This window comes from Arthrobacter sp. Cza30 (genome assembly GCF_059090765.1).
Window position 1 is genome coordinate 191461 of record NZ_JBNHGA010000008.1, and the last position, 16623, is coordinate 208083.

Below are 16623 nucleotides of genomic sequence, written 5' to 3' on the forward strand. Positions count from 1 at the left end.
CCATGAAGGATTCGGTTCTGGGGCACGATCCCGTCCTTGACCGCACCAACCATGTCGACGGCGGTGCTGCCGCGGGCACAGACGGGGCTGCCGCCGCGAGCGCAGACGGGGCTGCCGCCGCGGGCGCAGACGGGGGTGCCGCCGCGGCAGACGGCGGGAACACCGCCGTCGAGCCCCTCGCCGAACCCCAGGCGCCGGACATCACTTTTGACGAGCAGTTCTACCCGGCCCGTCCCCGGTCGCTGCGGCCCAGGGCCCGCCGCCGCCATTTTGTGCCCGGCCAACCGCCGTTCGAGCCGGACGCCCGCAACAAGGTCTATGTGGAGTGGCTGCGCAACCAGTCCATGCTGGGCGACGCGAAGGTTTTGGGGCGCCAGCTCTCGGGGCAGGCGAGCATGTGGCAGAACCCGTTCGCGTATCCGAACCCGCGGGCGGCGGTGGAGCGGGCCTCGGTCTGGTTCACCGCCTACCCGCTATCGCTGATCACCAGGCCCGGGCAGACCTTCCTGGCGGCGCTGGGCGATGCCGCGCTCTGGGAGGCCTTCCAGCAGATCGGCATCAAGGCCATCCACATCGGGCCGGTGAAGCTGGCCGGCGGCCTGACCGGCTGGAACCACACCCCCAGCGTGGACGGGCACTTCGACCGCATCAGCATGGCGATCGACCCGCTGTTCGGCACCGAGGACGAGTTCCGGAGCATGTGCGGGGTGGCCGCCGAGCACGGCGGCACGATCGTGGACGACATCGTGCCCGGCCACACGGGCAAGGGCGCAGACTTCCGGCTGGCGGAGATGAACTTCCGCGACTATCCGGGCATCTACCACATGATCGACATCCCGGAGTCCGACTGGGACCTGCTGCCGGATGTCCCCGAGGGCGAGGACTCGGTCAATATCGACGTCGCGACCGAGCGCCGGCTCCAACAGGCCGGCTACATCATCGGCGAACTCCAGCGGGTCATTTTCTACGAACCCGGCGTGAAGGAAACCAACTGGAGCGCCACCCCGCCGGTCTTGGACGCAGAGGGCAAGCCCCACCGCTGGGTGTATCTGCACTACTTCAAGGCCGGCCAGCCGTCGATCAACTGGCTGGACCCCACCTTCTCCGGCATGCGCCTGGTGATGGGCGATGCCCTGCATTCGCTGGTGGACCTGGGGACCGGGGCGCTCCGGCTGGACGCCAACGGCTTCCTGGGCGTGGAGAAGAGCGCCGAGGAAACGCCGGGCTGGTCCGAGGGGCATCCGCTCTCGGCGGCCGCCAACCAGATCATCGGCAGCATGGTCCGCAAGGTCGGCGGCTTCACCTTCCAAGAGCTGAACCTGTCCATCGACGACATCAAGGCCACCTCCGAAACCGGCCCGGACCTGTCCTACGACTTCGTGACGCGTCCGGCGTACCACCACGCCCTGGTCACCGCGGACACCGAGTTCCTCCGGCTGACGCTGCGCCTGGCCATGGAGATCGGCGTGGACCAGGCGTCGCTGGTGCACGCACTGCAGAACCACGACGAGCTGACCTACGAACTGGTGCACTTCACCACCAAGCACAAGGACGACGTCTACGAGCTCGACGGCGAGGAGCTCACCGGCGCGGAACTGGCCCACAAGGTGCAGCAGACCCTGCGGGACGGGATCACCGGCGAAGCGGCCCCCTACAACCTGGTCTTCACGGCCAACGGGATCGCCTGCACCACGGCCAGCGTGATCACCGCGGTGCTGGGCATCACCGACCTGGATTCGATCACCGAAGAGCAGTCGGCGGAGATCCGCCGGGTGCACCTGCTGCTGGCCATGTACAACGCGCTGCAGCCGGGGGTCTTCGCGCTCTCCGGCTGGGATCTGTGCGGGATGTTGCCGCTGGAGCGCAGCCGGGTGGCCCGGCTGATGTCCCGGGGGGACACCCGCTGGATCAACCGCAGCGCCCATGACCTGATGGGTTTCGACCCGACGGCCGAGACGTCAACCTCCGGCATGCCCATGGGCAAGGCCCTGTACGGCACGTTGCCCGAGCAGCTCGAGGACGAAGCCTCGTTCGCCCGGCAGCTGGCACGCATCCTGGCCGTCCGGGAAGAGCACGGCATCGCCAAGAGCGCCCTGATCGACGTTCCCGACGTCTCCCACCGCGGCATGCTGGTGATGGTCCACCAGCTGGTCTCGGGCGGGCAAGAGGTCACGGTCCTGAACTTCTCCGGCCAGGAAATCGCCGGTACCGTCCGCTCCGAAGCCCTGGAGCTGGGCTCCGAAGTGACCGACGCGTTCAGCGGCGAAACCATCGGCACGGTGGACGACCTGCACAGCTTCTATCTCCACCTGGGACCCTACGCGGGCACCGCCTTGTTGATCACGCCGCCGGTCCTGGAGGCCGATGACGACGGCGACGTTCCCCAAACGGGTGCCTGACGGGCTAGATCTCCCAGTCGCCGAGCCCCTCGACGCCGTCGCCAAAGAAACCGCCGAAGCCTGCATTGTCCGCAAAGCCCTCACCGGCGGAGGCGACGGTATCGCTGAATCCTTCGGCGGCGCCGGCCAGTCCCTCCCCGATGCCGGAGAATCCTTCCAGCAGGGGACCGGCGATGGCCGAGCCGACGAAGCCGGCGGCCACACCGGCCAGCAGGCCGGCGCCCAGGCCTCCCGCGGCGCCGGCGGCTCCGGCGGCAAGGCGGCCGCCGCCCCGGCCCGATCCGGTCCGGCCGAGGATCCGTTCCATGAAGCCCGGCTGCGCCAGTTCGGCGCGGGTGGCGGTCCTGGCCAGCGTCTCGGGCCGGTCGGAGGCGGCCCGCTCGGCGGCGGGGAGCTGGCTGTTGAGCTCGTCCCGGAGCATCGCGCGCTGCTGCGGGGTCAACCGGTTGAAGGCTTCGGCGTGGGCCCGCTCCATGTCCTGGGGCGGTGCCGTCTGCAGCATGTACTTGTATTTCGCGATGGCCGCCTGGTCGGCGTCGCGGCCGCCGGGTTGCCCGGGCCGGCCGTTGCGCGGCTGCGGCCGGGACGGATACCGCTGGCCGCCGTCGCCGCCGTCTCGGTTGTACCCGCCGTCGTAACCACGGTCTTGCCCGTAACCCCGGTCCTCGCCGTAGCTGCGGTCTTGCCCGTAACCACGGTTCTGGCCGTAGCCGCGGTTGTAGCCGCCGTCGTCACCACGGTCCTGGCCGTACTCGCGGTTTTGCCCGCGACCGTAGCCTGCATCCTGGCCGTAGCCCGGTTCCCGGCCGGAGTCCTGGGGCCGCGGCGGGCGCTGTTGCCCGGTGCGTTGGGCCAATTGCTCCTTGGCGTACTGGACAGCCTTTTGCTTGCCCTTTTGGACCAGCTTGTCGAACATTCCCACGGTTCCGCTCCTTGCCTGCCCGGTGGAAGCCGGTGCACGGGTGATCTCTCCCCGTTAAGAACTGCTGGCGGCCGCAGAGAGTTCCGTCGGTTCCCTAACCGGCGACGCGTTCGACCGCTTGCACATGTTCGGGCCGCACCGGGGTGGTCTGGTCCAGGTACTCCGGGTGCTTTTCGACGTAGGACTTGAAATAGGGGCAGACGGTCACCACGGACACCCCGGCGGCGGCGGTGTCATCCAGCGAGTAGCGGGCCAGGCGTCCGGCCAGTCCCTGCCCGGCATACTCCTCGTCGACCGTTGTGTGGAAGAAAATCCGTTCGGGTCCGGCCGGCCCCTCTGACGGCAACCAGTGGGCCTTGCCGATGACCTTGCCGCCGTCCACCAGTTCGTAGCGGCGCCGTTCCGTATTGAGGCGGACGATGATGGGTGCGTCGGATTCCACGGCTTAGCCGCGGGGCCGCAGCTGGACGGTCGGCAACGTCGGGGCGGGCAGCGGTGCGGGCATCCCGTCGGGGAAGGGGCCGAACCGGGGATACGGGGCGCCGTCCGGATAGGTGCCGTTTTCGGGTTCCGGCGCCGGGTCGACGTCGATCTCGGACTGCCAGGCGGCGCGGTACGCCACGATCTCCTCATGGCTCCGGCCCACGAAGTTCCACCACATGATGATCTGCTCGCCCAGCGGCTGGCCGCCGATGAGGATCAGCCGGGCCGGGGCATCCCCGGCCTCGAGGACGAGGTGCTTTCGCCCGGGGGTGAGGTAAACCAAGTGGTCCACCGGGACCTCGTTCCCGTCCAGCCGGAGGTCGCCGGTATCCAGCAGGATTCCGTGTTCGAACCCGGCGTCCAGGTCGAGTTCCAGCCGGGCCCCCGCCCGCAGCGTGGCCTCGGCGCCGAGCAGCGGAGGAGTGTAGGTGTTGACCGGCGACGTGGAGCCGGCCAGCGAACCGAAGAAGACCCGCAACTCCGTCCCGTCGCCGACGACGGGTTCCGGGGCGTAATGCTCGAACGTCGGCGGCATGTTTCGGGTCGACTCCGGAAGCGCAAACCAAAGCTGCGCGCCGTGCAGGACGGTGGTGTCCGGCGTCGAAAACTCCTGATGGGAGATGCCGCGGCCGGCGATCATCAGGTTCACTTCCCCCGGGCGCACGATGGCTTCAAACCCGGCCGAATCCCGGTGCGAGATCCTCCCGGAGAACAGCCAGCTGACCGTTGCCAGGCCCGTGTGCGGGTGGCGGGGAACCTGCATGCCGCCGGTGCCGGACACCAGATCGGGCCCGTAATGGTCCAGGAAGCACCAGGAACCGATCAGGCTGCGCCGCTTCTGCGGCAGGGTGCGGCGGACGTTCATGGCGCGGACGCCGCCCAGCGGCACGTCCCGCGGCGCCAGGACCTCCGCATCGGCGGAGTCTGCTTCCAGTGAGCAGACAACTTCCCGGGGTGCGGCCTCCAAGTTGCTCATGACCCCAGTTTAGACGGGGGCCCATGGCGTGCCGCCCGATGCAGCGTTGCACCTGCACCGCCGTGCATCGGGGAGGATGGGGGGATGGAAGAACTCGGCGAACTGCTGCGCAGCCTGGATTACTGGTGGATCTACCCTGCCGGTGCGCTCTTCGTGACCGTTTCCGCGCTGGTTCCTCCGGTGCCGAGCACCACGCTGTTCGTCGCGTTGGGATCGCTCTCGGTGCACTCGGACCACCTCGACCCTTACGTCTTGGCGGCCGCCATGCTGGCCGGCGCGGTAGCGGGTGACGCCGGCACGTTCTTTCTGGTGCGCCGCTTCAACCTCGCCGAGCGGAAGATGTTTTCCGGGCGACACTGGCAGTCGGGCTTTCGCAAGGCCCGCACCGGGCTGGGCCGCAAGGGGCTGCCGCTGGTGCTGACGTCCCGGTTTGTTCCCATGGGGCGGGTGACGCTCAATGTGGCCGCCGCGATGATTCCCCAGCCCGGCCGCCGGTTCCTGGCGCACTCCGCCCTGGCCGGTGTGCTGTGGTCCGCCTACTCGGTAGGCATCGGCACCGCGTCGGGCGTGTGGCCGCAACTGTCCACCGAGTTCGCGGTGCTGCTCGCCATCGCCGTGTCCTTGGTGCTGGGGTCACTGATCAACCACACGTTGAAGTGGTGGGAAAACCGGCAACGGATGGAGTCCGTCCGGAAGCGGGGCCGCTAGGCGGCCGCCGGCACCGGCAGGAAGCGGGTGCCGGCGGCCGGCGTCAGGCCCGCTCTTCCACGCCGCACCAGTTGGCGATGAACAGCGCGATGCTCTTGGTGATTCGACGGACCGATTCGATGGACACTCGCTCGTCGAAGCCATGGATCGCTTCGGAGACCGGGCCGTAAACAAGCGCGGGCGTGTCGGCATAGAGCGCGAAGACGCGGCCGTCCAGGTAGCCGGGAGTGGTGAAACTGCGAAGCTCCTTGCCGAAGACCTGCCCATGCGTGCTCTCCAGCAGGGACTCGGCCTCGCTGCCGGGTTCCAGCACGTAGCCTTCGGAGAAGAATCCGGTCTTGGTCGCGACGGCCTTGATCGGCTCTGGTCCGGTCCCTAGCCGGGCGAGGCATTCCTGCAGTTCGCGCCAGGCTTGCTCCGCCGGAGTCCCGGGGTAGATGGCCGCGCGCACATCGAATTCACACCAGGCGGGCACGCTGGAGGGCCAGTCCCCGCCGATGATCTGCCCGAAGTTGAAGTTGATGGGGTGTTCCAGGTCCTCGAAGTAGCGGTGCCGGCCCCGCTCCGCGTTCCACTTCTCCTCGACCTCGCGCAGGGCGGTGATGGCGGTGTAGGCGGCGTCGATGGCGTTGAACCCGGTGCCCATCTCCCGCGGGTGGGTCGGGTTGCCGGTGACACGCACCTTGAACCAGAGCACCCCGACGTTGGCCCGGACCAGCATGTCCTCTTCGGGCTCGGGAATGATGACCGCGTCCGCCCGGTAGCCGCGCATCAGTGCGGACAGGGAACCGTTGCCGGTGCATTCCTCTTCGACGACGGACTGGAAGTGGATGCGGCCGGCCGGTTCGAGGCCGGCCGCCCTGACGGCGTCGAACGCGAAGAGGTTGGCGGCCAGGCCGGCCTTCATGTCGCCGGCACCGCGGCCGTACATCCAGCCGTCGATGATGGGAGCATCCCAGGGGGAGCGCGACCATGCCTCTTCCGGCCCTTCCGGAACCACGTCGACGTGTCCGTTCAGGATGAGCGAGCGGCCGGTTTCGGCGGCCGGCCGGTAGGTGCCGACGACATTGTCGACGTCGTCGTAAGAGACGGTGACGGGGCCGAAGCCCGGATGCGTGGCCAGCTCGTCGGGGTCCAGCTGCCAGCGGTCCATTTCCAGGCCGCGGGCGGCCATCGCCGTGTGCAGCAGGTCCTGGGCGCTGCCTTCGGCGGTCCGGAGCGACGGGTGCTTCACCAGCTCCTGGGTGAAGGCCAGCTGCGCGTCGAACGCGGCGTCGACGGCATCGAGAATACGTTGGGACTGTTCGTCATTGATCATCCGAATGCTCCTTGATATGGCGCGGGGGAGCCGCCCGGCTGGACGGCTCCCCCGCGAGGTGGTGGAGAGTTCGGCTTCCGACGGCGGTGTCCACCGGAGGCCGGAGCCCGCCCCGGGGTGGGGCGGGCGAGGGGACTTAGCTGTCGGCGACGATCTGCTTGTCCTTGACGCGCAGCCGCTCGCCGAGGAACCCGCCGAGGGCGGTGAGCAGCGCGATGATGGCAAGGATCATGGCCGCGCCCCAGGACTGGTTGCCGGAGACGCCAAGCATGGCGGTGGCGATCATGGGCATGAAGCCGCTGGTCGCGCCGGCGATGTTGTAGCCCAGGGCCACGCCGGAGTAACGCAGTTTCGCCGGGAACAGGTCGGTCAGCAGCGCGCCGTTGACGGCGTACGCCACGGCGATCAGCATGATGCCGAAGGTGATGGCCAGGGTGATCAGCAGCGGGGACTTGGTGTCGATCATGGCGAACAACGGGAAGGCCAGGACGGCGGTGAGGACGCCGCCCCACATGGTGACCTTGCCCGGGCCGATCTTTTCCGCGAGCCGGCCCATCAGGATGGTGACGATGATCTGCGCGACGGCGGCGATCAGGGTGGCGTTGACCATCACGTTGCGGTCCACTCCCAGGGTGTTGACGCCGTAGCTGACCACGAAGGTGGTGATCATGTAGAAGCCGCCCACGCCCAGCAGGGCGGCGAGCACGGCAACCACCAGGCGGCCGCCGGCATTGCGGAAGACGTCGAAGGCCGGGACCTTGGAGGTCTCTTCCTGGGCCAGGAGATCCTTGAAGATCGGGGATTCTTCCACCTTGAGCCGGATCCACAGGGCGATCAGGAGCATCGGGAAGGCCAGCAGGAAGGGAATGCGCCAGCCCCAGGCGTCAAAGACGTCGGAGGGGAAGAGCAGCACGAGGGTGAACGCCGTGGAGGCCAGCAGGGTCGCCACCGGGGAGCCGACCTGCACCAGGGCGGCATATCGGCCGCGCTTCTCGACCGGGGCGTGCTCGACGGCCATCGTGACCGCGCCGCCCCATTCGCCGCCCACGGCCAGTCCCTGGACGAGCCGCAGGACGGCGAGCAGGATCGGGGCAGCCAGGCCGATGCTGCCGAAGTCGGGCAGCAAACCGATCAGGCCGGTGGCGACGCCGATCATCACGATGGTGGTCAGCAGGGCGGGCCGGCGGCCGTACTTGTCGCCGATGTAGCCGAAGAGCATGGCGCCGATCGGACGGGCGGCGAAGCCGACGCCGAAAGTGGCGAACGAAGCCAGCAACGCGGCCGTGGGATCCAGTTCCGTGAAGAACAGGCGGTTGAACACCAAAGCCGCGGCCGTGCCGAAGAGGTAGTAGTCGTACCACTCGAGAGCCGTTCCGACGAAGGCGGCCCGGGCGATCTTGCCTGCGTCCTTGCCGGAGACTTTCGGCGGAGCGCCGGGGGTGTTGAGAGATTGCGGCGTCGTCACGTATTGCCTTTCAAGCTGTGCGGGGCCGGCACCGTTGGAGGAGGCAGCGGCAGCCCGTAATTCCTATGGCCCTGAACGGAGGACATCCCGAGGTAGAGCTGTGAAGTACCTCTCGACTGTAAGGTAGTGCCATTCCCCTGAACAATGACAATACACACCGGCTTGACAACGCTCACTTGTGCCTTTTCACAATTTGTGCCCATTTTTGTAGTCCGCCAGTGCCACCAGTGCGAGCGCTGCCTGCGCCGGAACCGTCATGTCCAGCCCGATGACTTCCTCCAGCGAATGCAACCGGTTGACCACCGTGTTCCGGTGGCAGTACAGTTCCTCCGCGGTTTCCTTAATCGAACCGGTGCGGCCGTAACTTTGCGCCACTTGCAGCAACCGCTGGCGCTCATGCGGCGTGCAATGGTCCAGTGCCGTTGTGACGGGGAGCGAGAATCCGGGGAGCGCTTTCTCCAGGAGGTCCCGGGCAATGGACATCCAGGTGCCCGCGATGGTGGCCAACCCCGTATCGGCACCGTGCTTGGCGGCCAACACCAAAGCCGCCGCTGCAGCCTGCGGAATCGCGGCCAGGCCCTCCACGCCGGGCATGTAACCGGCCGGAGATTCGGGCGGATCGTCCTGCCAGGTTCGCCCGGCACGGCTTACCCGGAAAAGGTAGAGGGCGCCGGCGCGTTCGTAAGAGAAGGTGTGACGGTCGGCCGCAGGCTGATCCGGCAGCTTCGCCGCGGCCTCCTTGGTGACCGCAATCAGTTCAAACACGTCCGAGCTCTCTACTTCCAAGCCGGCGGCTATGTCGGAGACCTCGCCGGTGTTTTGAGTATCGGTGTTAAAGAGCCGCGATAGCAGCCGTTGCCGGTGCAGCTGCTTGTCGCGGGCCAGCAGGGCTTCCTCTTCCGAAAACGCCTGCTGAATGCTGCTGACGTATCTCTCCACAGTGTCCAAGACCCGGTCCATGTTGGCAACGAGCACGTCGGTGCCGTGCCCCCGCGCAACGCGTTCAAGGCCTTTCCATAAGACCCTGAAGTCGTTGCGTACCGCGCTGAGGAAGGCTTCCAACGGGACCCCCTGGCGTGCCCGGCGGGAAGCCACGTCCCTCGGCAGGGACCGAAGATCGGGGGGCAACTCAAGGCCGGCCATCTGGAACAGGAACATCTCCATCGTGTCCACCGCCGTCCGGCGGACATCCTCGTCCGGAACCAATGCCCCCTCGTAGGAGATGGCGGCGAAGCGCTCCAGGAAGTCGCTGACCAGTAAATCGCGTTCCTGCCACAGGCGGCGGATAAGTTCGGTCCACGCAGGTTCGGCAGACGGGTCGGGATTGAAGTCCCGGTGCTGGCTGGCGCTGTGGGGGAAGGGCTCTACGCGCGGCTCGCTCATTCACCCATCTTATGCAATCGCCTAATCCTTCCGCTGGAGATGGCGTCTTTTGTCCATTGAGCGTGACATTGCTCCAGTGTTGAAATGGAGGCGGCGCCCTGCACGGCCGGCCGCGCCATCTACCGCTCCGGGCACGCCGCAGCGAAAGCACGAAGAGGACCCATGCTCGTCGATCTCCTGATCCGCAACGCCCGCATACTGACCCAGGACCCCGGACATCCGGTGGCAGAAAACCTGCTGATCCACGACGGGAAGGTGCTGGCACTCGACGTCGACCCGCAGGCCGCGCCCAGGGCCCGGAGGGTTGTCGACGCCGCCGGCGCGGTCATCGTCCCCGGCTTTAATGACGTGCACGCCCACAGCGTCTGGTTCGGGCTTGGCCTGATGGAAGCGAACCTGGGGACGGTCGCCAGCCTCGAAGACGCCTATGCGGTGATAGCAGACGCCGCGTCCACGCTGGCGGAGGACGAATGGGTGGTGGCCTCCGGGTACAGCCCGCTGCTGCACGGCGGAGCCCAGCCTGACCGCGACCGGCTCGATGCTGCCGCCGGCGGCCGCCCGGTATGGATCAAGCACTCCTCCGGCCACGCCTGCAACGTCAACGGCGCCGCATTCGATCTGATCGCCGCACGCGGCGCCGACCTTGCCGCGCCGATCGATGGCGGCGTCGTTGTCACGGATGCGGAGGGCCGGCCCACCGGGCTGCTGGAAGAGAACGCCATGCGGCTGGTGCAGGACATCATGCTGCCCTACCCGCTGGCGACCATCGAACGTGCGCTGGACCTCGCGACCACCCACTATCTGACCGAGGGCATCACCAGCGTCACCGACGCAGGCATCGCCGGCGGCTGGATCGGCTACTCACCGCGCGAGTTCGGCGCCTACCAGAGTGCGCGGGACAAGGGGCTGCTGAGCGTCCGGATGCAACCCATGCTGGTCCTGGATGCCTTGCACGAGGTTCCGGGGCACGACGCAGACCCGGTCTCGCGCGGCCTTGATGCCGGCATCCGCACCGGCCTGGGGGACGACTGGCTCCGGCTGGGACCGGTGAAAATCTTCAGCGACGGATCGCTGCTGGGCAGCACCGCCTACGTCACCGAGGAGTATGTCGGCTGCCCCCACAACCACGGCTACCTGCAAATGGACGCCGACGTGCTCCGCGCAGCGTCCCTCGAGGCGTACCGGGCCGGTTGGTCCATCGCGATGCACGCGATCGGGGACCACGCCATCGACCACGCGATCGACATTATTACCGAAGCCCAGGAAACCTACGGCCGCAGGCCGCTGCCCAACAGGATTGAGCACGGCGGCGTGATCCGGCCGGAGCAGCTGGACCGCATCGCCGCGGCCGGCATCGTCCTGGTGCCGCAGCCGCATTTCATTACCGAGTTCGGCGACGGCATGGCGCGGCTGCTCGGTCCGGAGCGGACGGCCACGTCCTACCCGGCCAACAGCCTGCTGCAGCGCGGCGCGACCCTGCCGGGCAGCTCGGACCGGCCGGTGTCCAACGGCCGACCGCTCGACGTGATCCAATCGTTCGTGCAGCGGCTGACCCCGTCCGGAGAGGTCTACGGCCCCGACGAGCGGATTACCGCGGCCGAGGCGCTGGCCGCCTACACCGTCGGTTCCGCGGCGGCCACGGGAGCCGGCGACACCAAGGGCCGGCTGGCTCCGGGCATGCTGGCCGACCTGGTCTTTTTGGACCAGGACCCCACCGCCGTCGAGCCGTCCTGCATCAGCGCCACGCAGGTGCTGGCCACCATGGTGGGCGGCGACATCCGCTTCGGCGCGGACAACTTCCCGGCACGGGAACCCGCGGACGCGGCGATGGCGTCGACGGGGGAGGAAATTCGATGAGCACGACCGGTAAGGAATTTCTTGACGACTTCGCCGCCATGTCCGGCTTCGGCGCGACCCCCGGCGGCGGCGTCGACCGGCAGGCCGGTACGCCGGAGGACCACGCCACCCGCCGGTGGTTCGGCGGGTGGCTGGCGCGGCACGGCTTCACCGAAAAGGTAGACGCCGCCGGAAACCAGTTCGGAACTCTCGAACTCGTTCCCGGTGCTCCCTATGTCCTGCTCGGCTCGCACCTGGACTCCCAGCCGCTGGCCGGGCGGTACGACGGCGCCTACGGCGTGCTGGCCGGAGCCCACGCCGCGGCCCGCGTCGCGGCCGAAGCTGCCGCCGGCGGGATCGACCCGGTCTACAACGTGGCCGTGGTCAACTGGTTCAACGAAGAAGGCAGCCGCTTCACACCCAGCATGATGGGCAGTTCCGTCTTCACCGGCAAGCTGCCCCTGGAACGGGCGCTCGCCACCGCGGATCCGGCCGGGACGACGGTCGCCGGGGCGCTGGCCGCCGGCCACCGCGCCGCCGATGACGGCGCCCCCCGGCTCGCCGACGTGGCCCGTTACGCCGAAATCCATATTGAGCAGGGCCGGAGCCTCGAGGAAACCGGCACGCAGGTCGGAATCGTGGACCGTACGTGGGCGGCCAGCAAGTACCGCGTCACGGTCGACGGCGAGCAGTCGCATACCGGCTCCACCCGGATGGAGGACCGCAGGGACGCCCTCTACGGAGCGGCCCTCGTCATCTCCGCCGCCCGCGACCTCGCCGCGGAGTTCGACCCCGGGCAACTGCACACCTCGGTCTCCGAGATGTACGTGTTGCCCAACTCGCCGGTGACCATTGCGCGCCAGGCCGTCATGAACCTGGACCTGCGGTCGCCGGACGAGGACGTCCTGGCCCGCGCCATGGAGTTGCTGGACAAAAAGATCGCCGAGGCGGAGGCGGCGTCCCGCACCACGGTCGGCCTCGAGCTGACGCACCGGTGGGGACTGGTGTCCTACCAGCCCGCGGGCGTGGCGCTCGGCACCGCCAGCGCGGAGCGGCTCGGGTTCAGCCACACGGACATCATGACCGTGGCCGGCCACGACTCGACCAACCTGAAGGATGTTGTCCCGACGGTCATGCTCTTCGTTCCCAGCGTCGAAGGCATCTCGCACAACGAAGCCGAATTCACCCGGGACGACGACGCCCTGCGCGGGGTGGAACTGCTGACCGAAGTCGCGCGGCGGCTGGTCGTCGGGGAGCTCGCGGCTGACTAGCCAGGGGCGCTAGTCGGCAGAATTGCGGCAGAGAACCCAGACGTTGTCCTCCCCGTGGCGTTCGAAGGTTACGGTGCTGACCAGGGCGTGGATCAGGTCGAGTCCGCGGCCCGACTCCGACTCCGGGTCGATGTCGTGCCCTTGGGGGTTCGTGATGCCGGGGCTGGAAGGTGCTGCGCCGATTTCGGAAATGCGTGCTTCCAACCGGCGGGACCAGATGGTGATCTCAACGCCGAGCTGGAGGGGAGTTTCGGAAGCGGGGACGGCGTGCTGGACCACGTTCGTGGCGGCCTCGATCACGGCGGTCGAGAAGGCCATGCGGTCCAGGTCCGGAACGAAGTCGGCTTTCGTCCACAGCGCCTCGAAGTCCTCGTGCAGGGCCTCGACGGTTTCTGCCGTGGCCAGCCCCTGGCGTGACGTTCGGGCGAGGACCTCAGTCATCGGAAAACGCCGCGTCGACGCTCTGGTAGGGAGTCAGCACGCGGTGCATGCTGGTCAGCTCAAGCACCATCCTGACCTGCGGCTGCACGTTCGCGATGCGGAGGTCGCCCCCCGCTTGCCGGGCGATCTTCAGGCAGCCGATCAGTGCCCCGAGCCCGGACGAGTCCATGAACTCGGTACCCGCCATATTCACCACCACATGGTGGTTTCCTTCAGCCACGACGGCGGCCACCACTTCGCGGAGGCGGGGTGCTGCGACCATGTTCAGCCGGCCGCTGCCGTTGACCTCGGCATAGGCGGGCGTGGTCTCAACGGTGAACTGCATCCACGTTCCTTTCGTCGGGCTTGAACCCTTTGTACCTAACGGCCTTGACCAGCACGCTCAGGATCAGCAAATCAAAGATAACCCAGGCCACGTTCACCAGTGTGCCCACCGGTTCGTTCAGCCCGGCGGCCAGTCTTGCCGCTCCCGTCAGGAGGGCAGCAACCAGCAAAGCCATGGTGACCAGCTGGGGTGTGATCAGGTTCCAGCTGCTTCCCCCGGATTGGCGGGCTTTCGGAGTGACGGCAAAGCCGAGGGGGCGTCCCAGCCACACATTCCGAGCCGCCGTCGTGCAGGCCTTGATCCACGTAGGGAAGAGGGCGAGGCTGTACTGCTGCCCGCGCCAGGTGCTGACGCCCTTGCCCACCACGGCAAACAGCAGTTGGTTGACCACCATGAACGGGATGAACCGGATGAAGAAGTCCGAGCTCAGGCTGTTGACGGGGAGGATGCCCAGGGTGAGGTAGATGACCGGCGCGGCGAAGTAGATCACTGCGGCAAAGCCGCTGAGGTAGCTCCACATTGTTGAGAAGTACATCAGCCGTTGGCCGAGCCTCAGTCCGCGTTGCGCCAGCGGGTTCTCGCGCAGCATGACCTGGACGGTGCCCTGGGCCCAGCGCAGCCGCTGGGTGAGCATGGTTTTGAGGTCCTCCGGGGCGAGGCCGTGGGCGAGAACCTCGTGGTGATAGACGCTGTGCCAGCCCATCGAGTGCAACCGCATCGAGGTCGCCATATCCTCCGTCACGGAGATAGTCGCCAGCGGCATCACCGGCTGGGCTTCGTCCGGGCGTTCTATCGAGACTGCGTCCAGCACGGCCTGCACTGATCCCAGCGCCCCCAGCGGGGACCAATCGCGCCGGGACATCCGCTCCACCGCGCCGTCCAATTCGTCCGGCTCGGGTGCAGCCACCGGGCCCCCGAGTTCCATTGCGGCGATCTCGGCCAGGTCCGCTTCCACGGCCGCGAAGTTCTCGGCAACGAGGGACCGCACGGCGTCGTCGACCTTCTTCCGGAGGTCATAGGTGATTTTACTGAGCGACCCGCCGCTGCGGAGCCTGGCGCGGGCCGTGTCGGTGGCCGCCTCCACGTCGTCGAGCAGCATTGCCACGAGCGGATCTGCCGCCTCTGGGGACCTTCGGGCCTTGCGGATGGCACTTCGCGCCCCTGCCAGCGCACGGTGAACCCCGCGCTCGACTTCGGTGACATAGCCGGCCAGGCCCAGCTGCATCAATGCTTCGCGCCGGAGCAGGGCGTTCGAACCGCAGAAGAACGCTGCGTTCCACCCGTCCTTGCCTTGCTGGATGGGCCCGTAGAACAGCGGGGCCTGGCTGCCCAGCGGATCGTCGGCCGGCACGTTGCTGAAGTACTGGGGGGTCTGGACGAGCGCGACCCGGCGCTGGTTGAAATACCCCAGCGTCTTGTCCAGAATGTCGGGCCGGGGGATCTGGTCGGCGTCGAGGATCAGGAGGAATTCCCCGTGGGTCATCATCAGCGCGTTGTTCAGGTTGCCCGCTTTGGCGTGCCGCGGCTTGTCCGCCCAATCACCCGTGCGGGTCAGGTAGCCCAGCCCATGGCTGGCGGCAAGTTCGCCCAGCTCCGGCCTGGCGCCGTCGTCCAAAATCCAGGTGCTGTGGGGGTAACGGATATCCCGCGCCGCCAGCGCGGTGGCCATGACCAGGTCCAGCGGCTCGTCGTAGGTGGTGATGAAAACGTCGACGGTGGCGTCCGCAGGCGGTGGCGGCGGCGCCTTGCGCTCCCGGAACCGCCAGACCGTTAGGCCAAAGAGTCCGACGTCGATCAGGCTGTAGGTCTCGGCCAGCACCAGGGGGACGGCTATCCACCACGCCGACCAGTTAAGCGAGTCGAGCCATCGCCACGCCAGGTAGTTGGTTCCGAGGATGACCGTCAGAACCACCAGCAGGCGAATGGCGAAACGTTTCACGTGCGGACCGGGTTGTCTGCCGGGCATCGACGCAGCATCACGGCAGTAATGTCGTCCGCTACCGCGGCGCCGGCCAGGTCCAACACGGCATCGCAGACGTCCCGGGCATCATCACCGGAGCTGGCCACGGCGGCGACCGCGTCCATGGCTGCATCCACCGAGTCGAAGGCATCGAGAAGCCCGTCGCTGAGCACAAGGAGTGACTCCCCGGGCTCCAGCAGCAGACGGCTTGCGGCCCACGTGCTGCCCGGGACGGCGCCGACGGGAGGACCACCCGAGGGCAGGCGGCGCAGGCCGCCGTCGTAGACGTGCAGCCCAAGCCCGTGCCCCGCGTCCACGTAGTCAACCGTTGAGTTCCGTGCGTCCAGCCTGGCATGGAAGATCGTCACGAAGGAGTCGGACTGGGTCAGGTCGCTCTCGAGCGCCTGGCTTGCCGCGTGGAAGGCCGGGGCTATGTCCGGGTGCCCGTTGGAGGCACGCAGCACCGCACGGACCGTCGCGGCGATGAGGGCGGCGCCCATGCCCTTACCCATGGCATCGGCGACCGTCAGTTGCAGTCCGTTCTCCGTGGCGCACCAGTCGAAAAAGTCCCCGCCCACGCTACGGCTGGGCCGGCAACGGCCGCCGATCTCGTAGCCTTGGAGTTTCAGGGGTTCGGCGGGCAGCAGGCTGCGCTGAACCTCGGCGGCGCGTTCCTGATCTTCGCTTGGCTTCGCCTCTACGGGTTGGGACCGTGGGCGGCGGAAAAGCGCTCCGATTCTTGCCTGGAGTTCCCGGGGGCTGAACGGCTTGCTGATGTAATCGTCGGCGCCCGTGTTCAACCCGCTGAGCCGGTCCATTTCCTCGGCGCGCGCGGTGATCATCAGTATGTAGGCGTCCGAAAAAGTCCTGACCTGCCGGCAGACTTCAATGCCATCCAGATCGGGCAGGTTCAAGTCCAACGTAATGAGGTCGGCGCCGCCGTTGCGGACCAGCTCGATACCGTCCCGCCCGTTTTCTGCTTCCGCAACCGTGAAGCCTTGGTCGGTGACGATTTGGGCCAGCAACCGGCGGATGTCCGCGTTGTCCTCGACTATAACGGCACGGCGGTTGCTGGGGGCAGCTGGCATGCTTTCATTAAGGCGGTTATCTTCCCGTTTGTCACATCCGTCACTGCA

The 16623-nt window shown here is 67.6% G+C and carries 14 protein-coding genes; 4 read left to right on the forward strand and 10 right to left on the reverse strand.

What is annotated here, in order from left to right; translation table 11 throughout:
* Window positions 1–2 precede the first annotated feature (2 nt).
* Entirely contained in the window at window positions 3–2399 is a 2397-nt protein-coding gene (treS, locus tag AC5RVZ_RS25675) for a maltose alpha-D-glucosyltransferase (RefSeq protein ID WP_494068452.1), read from the forward strand.
* Window positions 2400–2403: 4 nt separating this feature from the next.
* On the opposite strand, the gene AC5RVZ_RS25680 is transcribed toward treS, so the two are convergent.
* The 3 genes from AC5RVZ_RS25680 to AC5RVZ_RS25690 all read right to left on the reverse strand — a co-directional run bounded on the left by AC5RVZ_RS25680 (window position 2404) and on the right by AC5RVZ_RS25690 (window position 4780).
* A complete protein-coding gene (locus AC5RVZ_RS25680) occupies window positions 2404–3315 on the reverse strand; it encodes a hypothetical protein (RefSeq protein ID WP_494068598.1) in 912 nt (303 codons plus the stop codon).
* A gap of 100 nt (window positions 3316–3415) precedes the next feature.
* Complete coding sequence (locus AC5RVZ_RS25685; RefSeq protein WP_494068453.1) at window positions 3416–3763, reverse strand: GNAT family N-acetyltransferase; 348 nt, start codon at window positions 3761–3763, stop codon at window positions 3416–3418.
* Window positions 3764–3766: 3 nt separating this feature from the next.
* Window positions 3767–4780, reverse strand: a complete 1014-nt coding sequence (locus tag AC5RVZ_RS25690; RefSeq protein WP_494068454.1) for a pirin family protein — start codon at window positions 4778–4780, stop codon at window positions 3767–3769.
* Window positions 4781–4864: 84 nt separating this feature from the next.
* Here AC5RVZ_RS25690 and AC5RVZ_RS25695 point away from each other — a divergent pair, with 84 nt between their 5' ends.
* Window positions 4865–5488 (forward strand): DedA family protein, encoded by a 624-nt coding sequence (locus tag AC5RVZ_RS25695; RefSeq protein WP_494068455.1) that lies wholly within the window; start codon window positions 4865–4867, stop codon window positions 5486–5488.
* 43 nt (window positions 5489–5531) lie between these two features.
* On the opposite strand, the gene AC5RVZ_RS25700 is transcribed toward AC5RVZ_RS25695, so the two are convergent.
* The 3 genes from AC5RVZ_RS25700 to AC5RVZ_RS25710 all read right to left on the reverse strand — a co-directional run bounded on the left by AC5RVZ_RS25700 (window position 5532) and on the right by AC5RVZ_RS25710 (window position 9654).
* The gene (locus AC5RVZ_RS25700; protein WP_494068456.1) at window positions 5532–6806 is read right to left on the reverse strand and encodes an ArgE/DapE family deacylase; all 1275 of its coding nucleotides are present in this window, start codon (window positions 6804–6806) and stop codon (window positions 5532–5534) included.
* A gap of 136 nt (window positions 6807–6942) precedes the next feature.
* Window positions 6943–8271: an MFS transporter gene (locus AC5RVZ_RS25705; RefSeq protein ID WP_494068457.1), complete on the reverse strand. Its 1329-nt coding sequence runs from the start codon at window positions 8269–8271 to the stop codon at window positions 6943–6945.
* A gap of 186 nt (window positions 8272–8457) precedes the next feature.
* On the reverse strand, window positions 8458–9654 hold the full coding sequence (locus tag AC5RVZ_RS25710) for a helix-turn-helix domain-containing protein (RefSeq protein WP_494068458.1): 1197 nt from the start codon (window positions 9652–9654) through the stop codon (window positions 8458–8460).
* Window positions 9655–9816: 162 nt separating this feature from the next.
* On the opposite strand from AC5RVZ_RS25710, the gene AC5RVZ_RS25715 reads away from it, so the two are divergent.
* Both AC5RVZ_RS25715 and AC5RVZ_RS25720 read left to right on the forward strand, forming a co-directional pair.
* Window positions 9817–11511, forward strand: a complete 1695-nt coding sequence (locus AC5RVZ_RS25715; protein WP_494068459.1) for an amidohydrolase — start codon at window positions 9817–9819, stop codon at window positions 11509–11511.
* Entirely contained in the window at window positions 11508–12761 is a 1254-nt protein-coding gene (locus AC5RVZ_RS25720; RefSeq protein ID WP_494068460.1) for a M20 family metallo-hydrolase, read from the forward strand. The genes AC5RVZ_RS25715 and AC5RVZ_RS25720 overlap by 4 nt, the downstream gene beginning before the upstream one ends.
* Window positions 12762–12770: 9 nt before the next feature.
* Here the strand turns inward: AC5RVZ_RS25720 and AC5RVZ_RS25725 are convergent, their stop codons facing one another.
* Genes AC5RVZ_RS25725 through AC5RVZ_RS25740 form a run of 4 tightly spaced genes read right to left on the reverse strand, consistent with a single transcriptional unit; the run spans window position 12771 to window position 16575 of the window.
* On the reverse strand, window positions 12771–13202 hold the full coding sequence (locus AC5RVZ_RS25725; protein WP_494068461.1) for an ATP-binding protein: 432 nt from the start codon (window positions 13200–13202) through the stop codon (window positions 12771–12773).
* Complete coding sequence (locus AC5RVZ_RS25730; protein WP_493977025.1) at window positions 13195–13527, reverse strand: STAS domain-containing protein; 333 nt, start codon at window positions 13525–13527, stop codon at window positions 13195–13197. The genes AC5RVZ_RS25725 and AC5RVZ_RS25730 overlap by 8 nt, the downstream gene beginning before the upstream one ends.
* Window positions 13511–15466 carry a glycosyltransferase family 2 protein gene (locus tag AC5RVZ_RS25735; RefSeq protein WP_494068599.1) on the reverse strand — a complete coding sequence of 652 codons (1956 nt, stop codon included), beginning with the start codon at window positions 15464–15466 and terminating at the stop codon, window positions 13511–13513. The genes AC5RVZ_RS25730 and AC5RVZ_RS25735 overlap by 17 nt, the downstream gene beginning before the upstream one ends.
* On the reverse strand, window positions 15463–16575 hold the full coding sequence (locus tag AC5RVZ_RS25740) for a PP2C family protein-serine/threonine phosphatase (protein WP_494068600.1): 1113 nt from the start codon (window positions 16573–16575) through the stop codon (window positions 15463–15465). Before AC5RVZ_RS25740 ends, AC5RVZ_RS25735 begins: the two co-directional genes overlap by 4 nt.
* Window positions 16576–16623: the final 48 nt, after the last annotated feature.

What these genes read in the sequence shown, in the direction of transcription:
- AC5RVZ_RS25680 (WP_494068598.1), bottom strand. Translation starts at nt 3,315, where the DNA reads ATGTTCGACAAGCTGGTCCAAAAGGGCAAGCAAAAGGCTGTCCAGTAC.
- AC5RVZ_RS25715 (WP_494068459.1), top strand. Translation starts at nt 9,817, where the DNA reads ATGCTCGTCGATCTCCTGATCCGCAACGCCCGCATACTGACCCAGGAC.
- AC5RVZ_RS25720 (WP_494068460.1), top strand. Translation starts at nt 11,508, where the DNA reads ATGAGCACGACCGGTAAGGAATTTCTTGACGACTTCGCCGCCATGTCC.
- AC5RVZ_RS25740 (WP_494068600.1), bottom strand. Translation starts at nt 16,575, where the DNA reads ATGCCAGCTGCCCCCAGCAACCGCCGTGCCGTTATAGTCGAGGACAAC.
- AC5RVZ_RS25700 (WP_494068456.1), bottom strand. Translation starts at nt 6,806, where the DNA reads ATGATCAATGACGAACAGTCCCAACGTATTCTCGATGCCGTCGACGCC.
- AC5RVZ_RS25695 (WP_494068455.1), top strand. Translation starts at nt 4,865, where the DNA reads ATGGAAGAACTCGGCGAACTGCTGCGCAGCCTGGATTACTGGTGGATC.
- AC5RVZ_RS25725 (WP_494068461.1), bottom strand. Translation starts at nt 13,202, where the DNA reads ATGACTGAGGTCCTCGCCCGAACGTCACGCCAGGGGCTGGCCACGGCA.
- treS (WP_494068452.1), top strand. Translation starts at nt 3, where the DNA reads ATGAAGGATTCGGTTCTGGGGCACGATCCCGTCCTTGACCGCACCAAC.
- AC5RVZ_RS25730 (WP_493977025.1), bottom strand. Translation starts at nt 13,527, where the DNA reads ATGCAGTTCACCGTTGAGACCACGCCCGCCTATGCCGAGGTCAACGGC.
- AC5RVZ_RS25710 (WP_494068458.1), bottom strand. Translation starts at nt 9,654, where the DNA reads ATGAGCGAGCCGCGCGTAGAGCCCTTCCCCCACAGCGCCAGCCAGCAC.
- AC5RVZ_RS25690 (WP_494068454.1), bottom strand. Translation starts at nt 4,780, where the DNA reads ATGAGCAACTTGGAGGCCGCACCCCGGGAAGTTGTCTGCTCACTGGAA.